A 10,195-nucleotide genomic window follows, 5' to 3' on the forward strand; every position below is an offset into this window, starting at 1 on the left:
GACGAGGTTACGGCGTCGCTTGCGTGCGCGGCGCCAAAATCGCGGCCAAAACGTCGGGCTTGGCCGGATCGCGTTCGAGGCGCGGCACGCGCAGCCCCCCGTTCCAGCTCACGCGAAGGGTGCGGTAGTAGCCATCCTTCTCGGTAATGAGCTCGATGGGCGCGTTGGTGCCCTTGGCCGCGAGCACGCTCTTTTCGAGCACGTCCGCCGAGTACTTGCGGCCGTTGACGGCGACAATGGTCGAGTCCGGCAATAGACCTGCGCGGGCGGCGGGACCTTCGAGCGACAGATCCTGAACCACACCTTTGTCGTTGAGCACGAACCCTAGCGATGTGCGCTCGTTGCGAAAATGCGCCACACGCTCGATGGAGGAGCGCAGCTCGTTGGGCTTGTCCTGGTAGACGAGCTTGTAGCCGCTGCCCTCGATGCCGCCCAGCGGCGCATGCGGGGCGACGGCCATGATGCGCTGCTCGAAGAAGCCCTTCCAGTCGTGGGCAGCCACGTCCCCTAGGGCCTTGAGCACATCGGCGAGCTCGTAGGGCTTCACCTGGGCGCCCGTGTTCTGGCCCCCGAAGAACGCGCGGGAAAAGTCATCGAGCGAGCGCTTTCCACCAGTCTTTTGGCGGATGAGCGTGTCCACCTCCAACCAGATCAGCAAGCTCTCCGGGTAGTAATCCATCGCGCGCTGCGCCGAGTACCAAGGCCGGTTCGACTCCTGCCCAAAGGCGGGCGTATACGTGGTGTCGGCCAGTGAGCGCCACTTGCGGCCGGGAATCGAGTCGAGGGTGGCGGCGACGAGCGCCAGCTGGTCTTTGGCGTCGGAGACGGACCCCAAGCCGCTGCGCGCGGCGAGGAGCCAGCCATAGTAGTCCGTGAGCCCCTCGTAGACCCAGAGCAGCTCGTTGTGCATCGGCTGCTGGTAATTGTCGGTCGCCAGGCCCTTGGGCCTTCGGTATTTGCCATTCCAGGAGTGCGCGAACTCGTGCGGGAGCAGCTCGCGCGCCAAGCGGAACGTGTCGTCCTTGGAAAAGAGGCTCGCGCCCGAGAGGTTCTGGCTGGAGGCATGGTGCTCGAGGCCACTGCCGGCGAAGTCGCCGGTCAGGATATACAAGAAGGTATATTTGTCGTAGTGGCGCGCGCCGAAGAGGCTCGTCGCCTCGGCGATCAGCCGGCGGTAGAGGGCGATTTGCTTGTCGTTCGCCTCCAGCGCCTCTTTGGTCTCCGCCACCAGCTCGAGGGAGTGCGAAGCGCCGAGCGCGGTGCCCAAATCGATGGTGCGGCCGTAGCGGCCCATGACCACCGGCGAGTCGACCAGGGTCTCGAGCGATACGGGCTTGAAGCTCACCGTGCCGCCACCGCCGCCGCCCCCCTGCTGAGACGGCGACGTCGACTGCGACTGCGATGCGACCGGCAACGCCGTGGCCCAATGCCAATTGGCGGGGACGTCGACTGCCGCCTCGACCTGCACATCGCGCGCGCGCGTGCCCTTCGGATAGAGCAGTACCCGGTTCCAATTGAACTCCGAGACATCGGCGGTGGCCAACCATCGTTTGTCGACGACCACGTCGAGCTCCACGTCGACCGCCGTGCTGCCGGCCGGCAACGTCATCGAAAATTCCGAGATCTGCTCGGGATCACGCTGCCACGCGAGCGCCTTTCCGCCTGCCGAGAAGCGCAGCCCGCTGATATCGGCGACCTTGCCCGTCGGCCCGTGGTTGCCTGGAATCCACTTTGGGTACACCAGTGTGATAGGGCCCGGCCGCGCAGGAACATGAATCTTGGCGTGCAGAATCATCTGCGGCACGTCGCGCGCATCGACGCGCACGGTCATCGGCCCCGCAAGGGAGGTGGGCGCGGCCGGTGCCGCCGAGGCATCCGGGGCGCACCCGGTGAGCCAAAGAGCGATGGGAAGAAGATGCAGGCCAGCGGTTTTTCTCATGGCAGTATCTCGCTCCTACCACCAATTTGGCCATCCCTTGCAAGGTTCTGGATGAGCTGACGCTTTGGCGGTTTTTCTCCCGATTCGCCCATGGGATTCGGGAAATTTTACTTCTCACACATCGCCCCCAACTTCCAACTGCCGGCACACGCCCGAACCGCCGGCTCACATCCCAAATGCCGGGCGTACGCCGAACGCGAATCATCACGCACCCAGGCGCCCGCCGAGCGTGAAACGCCACGCGCCCAGGCGCCACCGAACGCCCGAAATGCCGAGCACACGCCGAACGCGAAACGCCACGCGCCGAGGCGCCGCCGAACGCCCGAAATGCCGAGCACACGCCGAACGCGAAACGCCACGCGCCGAGGCGCCGCCGAACGCCCGAAATGCCGAGCACACGCCGAGCGCGAACCACACGCCCGAAGCGCCGCCACACGCCCGAAGCGCCGCCACACGCCCGAAGCGCCGCCACACGCCCGAAGCGCCACCACACGCCCGAAGCGCCGCCGACCCCCCCGAAATGCCGGGCACACGCCAAACGCCGGCGCGACGAGTCCTTAAATGCGAACGGGGAACCGCCTTTTTGTAGCGTTCCCCGTTGCTATGAGCCCGCGATGCGGGCCGCTACGACTCGATGAACGACTTGAGCTGCTTCGACCGGGACGGATGGCGAAGCTTGCGGAGCGCCTTGGCCTCGATTTGGCGGATGCGCTCGCGGGTGACTTCGAAGTCTTGTCCGACTTCTTCGAGCGTATGATCGCTCTTCTCCCCGATGCCAAAGCGCATCCGGAGGACTTTTTCTTCACGCGGCGTGAGGGACTTCAGGACTTTGCGGGTCTGCTCGGCGAGGTTCATGTTGATGACCGCTTCGGCCGGCGACACCACGCTCTTGTCCTCGATGAAGTCTCCGAGATGTGAATCTTCCTCTTCTCCGATGGGCGTCTCGAGGCTGATCGGCTCCTTGGCGATCTTGAGGACCTTGCGCACCTTATCGAGCGGGAGCTCCATCTTCTCCGCGATTTCTTCGGGGGTCGGCTCGCGGCCGTACTCCTGCACCAGGTAGCGGCTGGTGCGGATCAACTTGTTGATCGTCTCGATCATGTGGACCGGGATGCGGATCGTGCGCGCTTGGTCGGCGATGGCGCGGGTAATCGCTTGCCGAATCCACCACGTGGCGTACGTGGAGAACTTGTAGCCGCGCTTGTATTCGAACTTGTCGACGGCCTTCATCAGGCCGATGTTCCCCTCTTGAATGAGGTCGAGGAACTGCAAGCCGCGGTTCGTGTACTTCTTGGCGATGGAGACCACGAGGCGCAAATTCGCCTCCACCAGCTCCGCCTTGGCCCGCTCGGCCACCCGCTCGCCCTCGCGGATCTCGTTGTAGGTCGCGCGCAAGGACTTGATGTCGAGCTGCAGCTCCTCTTCGACCTTCTTCAGGTTCTTGACGGCCACCGCGTGGTTCGAGAGGACCTCCTCGGGGGTCACCCCGTGGCGGCGCTTGAAACGGCGCTCGCCGTTGGGATCGCCCTTGGCCGTGCGCGCCTCCTTGCGCAGCTGGTCCATGTCGACGCCGGTGCGCTTCTCGATCTCCGTCGACCCGCTCTCGGCGCGCTCGATCTTCTGGATCAAGGTGCGGAGCTTCATGACGACGCGATCGATGGTCTTCTTGTTGAGGCGCATGTCCTCCAGCGTCTCGACCATCTTGGCGCGGTTGCCCTCGATCTCCGCGTCGATGGCCTTCTTGCGGGCCGCGCTGGCGCCGGCGAGCTGCACGCGCAGATCCTGGGTGGCCTTGTCCAGATGACGGACCTTCTCGATCAGACGCAGGATGCGGCGATCGGCCTCCTCCTCGTCGAACTCGCGGTCCTCGTCCTCGGCGTCGCGGATGATGTCCTTCACCCGGATCTTGTGCTTGCGCAGCTTGTCGCCGAGATCGATGATCTCGCGCACGGCCACGGGGCTGTTCAGGATGGCGCCGAGGATGGTGTGCTCGCCCGTCTCGATGCGCTTCGCGATCTCGACCTCGCCCTCGCGCGTGAGGAGCGAGACGCTCCCCATCTTGCGCAGGTACATGCGGACGGGATCGTTCGACTTCGAGTAGTAGCTGCCGTCGTCGGCTTCTTCCTTCTCGCTGCGGGGAACCTGCTTCGTCTTTTCGGCGGCTTCCTCGGCGGCGATGCGCGTGGGGGCGATTTTGACCTGCGTCGCAGCATCGACGATCTCGATGTCCTCGTCGCCCAGGACGCCCATCACGTCGTCCATCTGATCGGCGACGACATCGGCCGGCAAAGCGTCGTTCACCTCTTCGTAGGTGAGAAAACCCTTGGTTTTGCCAGCCTCGATGAGCTGCTGAACTTCTTTCCGGTCGCGGTTCTTCGTCGCCATCGCGTCTTATACCTCGTGAGGTTTCTGCTGCAGGGTCCGCGGGCAATGCGCGGGTCTAAACTAGGGCACTGAAGGAAGGGTTACTGAGGTCGATTTGGGGCAGGAACAGTGGGGGGGAGCGGTTACTCGCAGGGGGAGCGGGGAATGGGGGGAGCAGTCGGCGGTCGACTGAGAGAAAATGAAGCGAAAGGGTAAAGGAGTCGTTCTTTTTCTAAAGCGACCCGTCCTAATACTCGGGTTCGGCTTTGGGTCCAGTGTCTAGGCCAAAGATTTTTGAAGAAGTGATGTCGGGCGCGCCATCGCGGGCGCCATCCCGAGCGAATGAGCCGGGCGGTCGGTTCTCGCGGGCGTCCGTTCGGGTCGCCTGAACACGGCGGTGCGCTTCCCTCGCCGCGGTCAGCTGAGATTCGAAGTCACCGTCATTTTTCTGGCTATCCGCAATTTCGCGGGTGGATTCGGCCAGCCGGATCGCGCGAAGCGTGCCCGCGGCCCGGGACGCTTGGGTCTTGGCTGCCTCGACCGATTCATGAACCGGTGCCGCAAGCCGCTCCGCCGCGAAGGAGCGAATGGCGGCATCGAGCGACGACAGACGCGATTGAAATCGGTCGGTGTCGAGCCGCTCGCCATCGAACGACTGGGCCAGCGCGGCCACCGTTTGTGCCGAAACGCCCTCGAGGAGCTCGAGCCATGGCTCCACCTCGGGATCGCGCAGAAGCTCCGGGTGCTCGATGAGCGCCCCCACCAGATCGCGCCGGGCGCCGGCGCCCGGGGGCCGGGCCGGCAAACGCGCGCGCGCCGGGGGATCCGACGACTCACCGCGGCGCAAGGTGGGCGGCGGCCCGGCCTTGGCAACGGCACGTTTGACGGAGGCCTCCAAGGCGCGAAAGGCATCCTCGGGGACGTGACGCGCTACGCCGTCCAAAAGACGCAAATCGATGCGGCCGGCCAGCTCCATGGCGTGGGTCTTTGCCATCATCTTAATGAGAGGATCGTCCTCCTCTGCGAGAAGTTGCGACACTTCCGCGACGCGCGCGGCCCGCTCGTGAACGTCGGACGCGGTAAACGTGGCATCGAGTGCGCCATCGATCAAAAACTCGAGCATGCCCCGCGCGTGCGCCAGGATTTCATTCAGCGCCGCTACCCCCTTGGTGCGTAGAAACTCGTCCGGATCGACCCCGGCGGGCAAGTTCCCGACCTTGGCCGAGAGGCCGACGTCTCGAAGGTGAACGCGGGAGGCGCGGGTGGCTTTGCGGCCAGCGGCATCGGCATCGAAGAGCAGCACCACCCGTGACGCGAAGCGTTTGAGCAGCTTGGCCTGTTCGGCCGTAAAGGCCGTGCCAAGGGGCGCTACCACGTTTTTGACGCCGCGCGCCTGAAGCGACACGACGTCGAAGTTCCCTTCGACGACGATGGCGCACTGCTCTTCCCGAATCGCATGCCGTGCTTGATAGATGCCGAAGAGCATCTGTCCCTTGCTGTAAATCGGACTCTCGGGCGAATTGATGTATTTTGCAGGCTTATCGTCGCGCCCCCCATCATGATTGGAGCGCTGGGAGCGCGCGGAGTCCGGATCGTCGGACGGCGCAAGGGGGCGCAAACTGCGGCCGCTGAAGGCGACCACCCGGCCTTGCGGGTCCACCACGGCAAACATCAAGCGATGTCGAAAGCGATCGTAGTGCCCCGTGCCCGAGGAGCGCGGGACGAGCAGCCCCACGTGCTCCGCGAACATCGGGGAGACGCCCTGCTGCTTGAGAAAGGTCGCCAAGCCATCCCACGCCGCCGGCGCATAACCGATGCGGAAGGCTTGCAGCGCGTCATCGATCGGAGATAGCGGCGATTCGGTGTCGTAGGCATCGTACGCGGTGTCGCCCGAGGCCCATGTTGGCACCAGCTCGCGGCGCGCGAGCTCCTCCAAGGCGTAGTGGCGGTGGGGATGATCGCGCAGCTGACGCTCGAAGAACGTGGCCGCCAGGTTGTTCACCGCGTAAAGGTCGTCGCGCTGCTTTTTCTGTCGGTCGACTTCGCTCCGCTCGCGGACGTCTTCCTCGATGGGAATACCGGCCTTCTCGGCCAGAAGGCGAACCGCCTCGGGGAAGGTCAGGCCATCGAGCTTCATGACGAAGTCGATGGCGCTTCCACCCTCTTTGCAGCCAAAGCAGTGGAAGAAGCCGCGGTCCGGATTGACGTGGAAGCTCGGCGACTTCTCCTTGTGAAAAGGACAGAGACCGGTAAACGATCGGCCGCGGCGCTTGAGCGTCGGCACGCTCTCGAGAATGAGGGCGACGATGTCCGTGCGCTCGCGTACGAGCGCGATGGTCTGCGGCGATATCAACGAACGACCGTCCCGAACTCTCCGTGCCTCGCGAGCTTAATGCCATGTGACAGAGCGACACCGTCCGGTCAAGTGCTGGAGTCACTCGGAAAAAAACGTACCTTCGGCGACACCTTGCCGCAGGTCCCTCGACGCCAAATTTGCGTCCGCGCTCGGGCTCGGACCTCCTCGCGATCGGGCGCGCGCCCGAATCCGCAACGGCTTCGATTTCGAGCCCGATGTCGTCCAATCTGGCGTTGGCGTAGGGCGCGGGTGTGCTTTTGCCGTTCCCGAGGTTTGCAAATCCCGATTTTGGAATCCCCGGCTCGGATCCTCAAAAAGACCGGAAACGGCGACGAGCGCGGCGCCGTGGGAGGCGCTCGGGGCTACGAACGGGGTGGACTCGCAAGGGTCAAGCATGGTATGCGCGGCCGCGGAAAACACATGACTTCTCCCTCCATCCCCACCGGCTCCGGCACCGCAGCAAACAGGCAAGGCAAGATCGTCCAGGTCATCGGACCGGTCGTCGACGTCGAGTTCCCCGAAGGGCAGCTGCCCAAGATTCTGAACGCTTTGAAGGTGACCAACCCTGGCATCTCCAAGGCCAAAGAGAATCTGACGCTCGAGGTCGCCCAGCACCTCGGTGAGAACACGGTGCGCACCATCGCCATGGACACCTCGGACGGCCTCGTTCGCGGCATGGAAGTGCGTGACACGGGCGGACCGATCGCCATGCCGGTCGGGCCCGAGTGCCTCGGGCGCATTTTGAACGTGATTGGGGAGCCGGTCGACGAGGCTGGTCCGCTCAATGCGAAGAAGACGGCGCCGATTCACCGTGCACCGCCTACCTTTCAGGAGCAGTCGACGAAGGTCGAAGTCTTCGAGACGGGCATCAAGGTCATCGACCTGCTCGCCCCGTACCGTAAGGGCGGCAAGATCGGGCTGTTCGGCGGCGCCGGCGTCGGAAAGACCGTGCTCATCCTCGAGCTGATCAACAACGTCGCCAAGGCGCACGGCGGTGTGTCGTGCTTCGCCGGCGTCGGCGAGCGCACCCGTGAAGGAAATGACCTCTGGCTCGAAATGAAAGAGTCGACGCTCGACAGCGGCGAGCCGGTCATCAGCAAGGCCGCCCTCATCTTCGGGCAGATGAACGAGCCCCCGGGAGCCCGCGCCCGCGTGGCCCTCTCGGCCCTCACCGTGGCCGAATACTTCCGTGACGACGAGGGTCAGGACGTCATCCTCTTCGTCGACAACATCTTCCGCTTCACGCAGGCCGGCTCGGAAGTGTCCGCTCTTCTCGGCCGTATCCCCAGCGCCGTCGGTTACCAGCCGACCCTGTCGACCGAAATGGGCGCGCTCCAGGAGCGCATCACGTCGACCACCAAGGGCTCCATCACCAGCGTGCAGGCCATCTACGTGCCCGCCGACGACTTGACCGACCCCGCGCCCGCTACGACCTTCGCCCACTTGGACGCCACGACGGTTCTTTCGCGCTCCATCGCGGAGCTCGGAATTTACCCCGCCGTGGACCCGCTCGACTCCACCTCCACCCTGCTCGACCCGCAGATCGTCGGCGAGCACCACTACGCCGTCGCGCGCCGTGTGCAGTCGACCCTGCAGAAGTACAAGGACCTGCAGGACATCATCGCCATCCTCGGTATGGACGAGCTGAGCGAGGACGACCGCCTCGTCGTCTCCCGCGCCCGCAAGATCCAGCGCTTCCTGTCGCAGCCGTTCTTCGTGGCCCAGAACTTTACGGGTATCCAGGGCAAGCTGGTGAAGCTCGAGAAGACCATCGAGAGCTTCGAGCAGATCCTCGACGGCAAGTTCGACGACGACGCGCTCTACCCGGAGCAGGCCTTCTACCTGGTCGGCGACATCGAAGAGGTCAAGGCCAAGGCCGCCGAGCTCACGAAGAAAAAATAGAAGAAAAGCGATCGCGGGGTGTCTTTGGCGAGGTAGCTCGTCGAAAGACGCCCACCACGCGATACACGCGAAAAGAACGCGAAAGATCGAAAGACTACGATGGCCGACAACAAGATCGAACTGGAGATCGTGACGCCGAGAGGGCGCGCACTCGCCGCCACGGTGGACGAGGTGACCGCGCCCAGCGTCAACGGCGAGCTGGGTGTGCTTCCGGGCCACTTGCCGCTGCTCGCCGCCCTGCAGAGCGGCGTCGTTTCGTACAAAGTCTCGGGCGAGCAGAAGAAGTGCGCCGTGGGGCCGGGTTTCGCCGAGATTGGGCCGGAGAAGCTGCTCATCCTCACCGACGAGTTCACCGAGCGCGACGCCATCGACCCGGTGCTGCTCCGCAAGGAGTTCGCCGAGATCGACGTGGAGCTGACCAAGCTCATTTCCGAATCGACGACCGACGCGCCGGCCGCCGCCAAACGGCGCGAGCTGGCCGCGCGTGAAAACTGGATCGCCGCCCAGCTCGAGCTCTACGGCGATCCGCCCCCGCCCACGATGCGCACCGAGGAGTTCGGCCCGCCGCCGCCTCCGGCCGCCGAGGACGTTCCGCAGGGGTCGAGCGAGACGAACGGGGGTTAGGTGAGCTCCCATGGCTAAGGACGCCGCGAGCAGCGCACGTGAAAAGTCGGGCGCCGCAGGCGGCGCCCCGCGGTGGCCCCTCATGGCGTTGGGGGGCGCGGTGGTGGTGCTCGTGGGCTACCTAGCCCTCAAGGGCGGTGGTTCGGGCAGCCCCAGCGCGGCCAACCCTGCCGACGCAGGCGCCGACAGCGCGAGCGTGGCGCCCGATGCGGCGTCCACCACGGCCGAAGAGGTCGCGCTCGACGCCGGGGATCCCTTTGGCCTCGGCGCCAGCGAATCGGTCCCCACGGAGCGCGAAAATCGGGACGCGGGGGTGGGCGCGGTCATGGCCGATGGAACGCCGGTCCCTCCCCTGCCCAAGGACGCTCCGCGCTCGGTCCGTTTCGGCGTGATTCTGGTCAGTTACACGGGTGCGCAAGGCGCGCCGGCGAACGCGCGCTCCAAGAGCGAGGCCAAGGAGCTGGCCGAAAAACTTGCAGCCGAAGCAAAGACCGACTTCCGGGCGGCCGTGGCGCACGGTGACAGCGGATCCTCGGATGATCTCGGGCGAATTACCCGTGGTACCTTGGAGCTCGCACCGGAATACATTCTTTTCACCCTAGCCTCGGGGCAGACGAGCGACCCAATCGATACCCCTCGCGGTTTTTGGATCGTGAAGCGCACCGACTAACCACACCCGCCCAAAAAAGGGCACCCAAACCAGCGAAAAGGCAACCACTCATGGCCACCATCGACATCGCGCGCCCCCACACGCTCACCAAGGAAGAAGCCAAGAAGCGCGCCGAGGAGCTTGCCAAAGGCATGCAAGAGAAGCTCGGGATCGTGTGGAACTGGGTTGGAGACGTCATCGAGTTCAAGGTCCCCAGCGGCGCGGCCAAAGGGGCCGAGGGCAAGGTGCGGGTCTCCGACCGCGACGTCCGCGTGGAGGTCGATCTCCCGTTCATGCTGAAAATGATGAAGGGGGCCGTCGAGAGCAAAATCCAAGAGAAGCTCAAGGACCTGCTCTGACG

6 protein-coding genes and 1 pseudogene are annotated in these 10,195 nt (G+C 64.8%); 4 read left to right on the forward strand and 3 right to left on the reverse strand.

Features of this window, described 5'->3' with window-relative positions; genetic code table 11:
* Positions 1–7: 7 nt before the first annotated feature.
* The 3 genes and pseudogenes from LZC94_23665 to LZC94_23675 form a co-directional block, all read right to left on the reverse strand.
* Positions 8–1,939, reverse strand: a complete 1,932-nt coding sequence (locus tag LZC94_23665; protein ID WXB10873.1) for a M61 family peptidase — start codon at positions 1,937–1,939, stop codon at positions 8–10.
* Positions 1,940–2,563: 624 nt separating this feature from the next.
* Positions 2,564–4,325, reverse strand: a pseudogene (gene rpoD, locus LZC94_23670) (RNA polymerase sigma factor RpoD).
* Between the two features lie 225 nt (positions 4,326–4,550).
* Positions 4,551–6,656: a CHC2 zinc finger domain-containing protein gene (locus tag LZC94_23675; protein WXB10874.1), complete on the reverse strand. Its 2,106-nt coding sequence runs from the start codon at positions 6,654–6,656 to the stop codon at positions 4,551–4,553.
* A gap of 423 nt (positions 6,657–7,079) precedes the next feature.
* Here LZC94_23675 and atpD point away from each other — a divergent pair, with 423 nt between their 5' ends.
* From atpD to LZC94_23695, 4 genes are all read left to right on the forward strand, one after another.
* Positions 7,080–8,561 (forward strand): F0F1 ATP synthase subunit beta, encoded by a 1,482-nt coding sequence (atpD, locus tag LZC94_23680; protein WXB10875.1) that lies wholly within the window; start codon positions 7,080–7,082, stop codon positions 8,559–8,561.
* 99 nt (positions 8,562–8,660) lie between these two features.
* Positions 8,661–9,185: an ATP synthase F1 subunit epsilon gene (atpC, locus tag LZC94_23685; protein ID WXB10876.1), complete on the forward strand. Its 525-nt coding sequence runs from the start codon at positions 8,661–8,663 to the stop codon at positions 9,183–9,185.
* A gap of 10 nt (positions 9,186–9,195) precedes the next feature.
* Positions 9,196–9,855 carry a peptidyl-prolyl cis-trans isomerase gene (locus tag LZC94_23690; GenBank protein ID WXB10877.1) on the forward strand — a complete coding sequence of 220 codons (660 nt, stop codon included), beginning with the start codon at positions 9,196–9,198 and terminating at the stop codon, positions 9,853–9,855.
* Positions 9,856–9,905: 50 nt separating this feature from the next.
* Positions 9,906–10,193 carry a polyhydroxyalkanoic acid system family protein gene (locus tag LZC94_23695; protein ID WXB10878.1) on the forward strand — a complete coding sequence of 96 codons (288 nt, stop codon included), beginning with the start codon at positions 9,906–9,908 and terminating at the stop codon, positions 10,191–10,193.
* Positions 10,194–10,195 lie beyond the last annotated feature (2 nt).

The sequence above is a fragment of the Sorangiineae bacterium MSr11954 genome, from assembly GCA_037157815.1.
GTDB lineage: Bacteria > Myxococcota_A > Polyangia > Polyangiales > Polyangiaceae > Pendulispora > Pendulispora albinea.

Coding starts and splice junctions, on each gene's coding strand:
- LZC94_23665 (WXB10873.1), bottom strand. CDS start 1,939: ATGAGAAAAACCGCTGGCCTGCATCTTCTTCCCATCGCTCTTTGGCTC.
- atpD (WXB10875.1), top strand. CDS start 7,080: ATGACTTCTCCCTCCATCCCCACCGGCTCCGGCACCGCAGCAAACAGG.
- atpC (WXB10876.1), top strand. CDS start 8,661: ATGGCCGACAACAAGATCGAACTGGAGATCGTGACGCCGAGAGGGCGC.
- LZC94_23690 (WXB10877.1), top strand. CDS start 9,196: ATGGCTAAGGACGCCGCGAGCAGCGCACGTGAAAAGTCGGGCGCCGCA.
- LZC94_23695 (WXB10878.1), top strand. CDS start 9,906: ATGGCCACCATCGACATCGCGCGCCCCCACACGCTCACCAAGGAAGAA.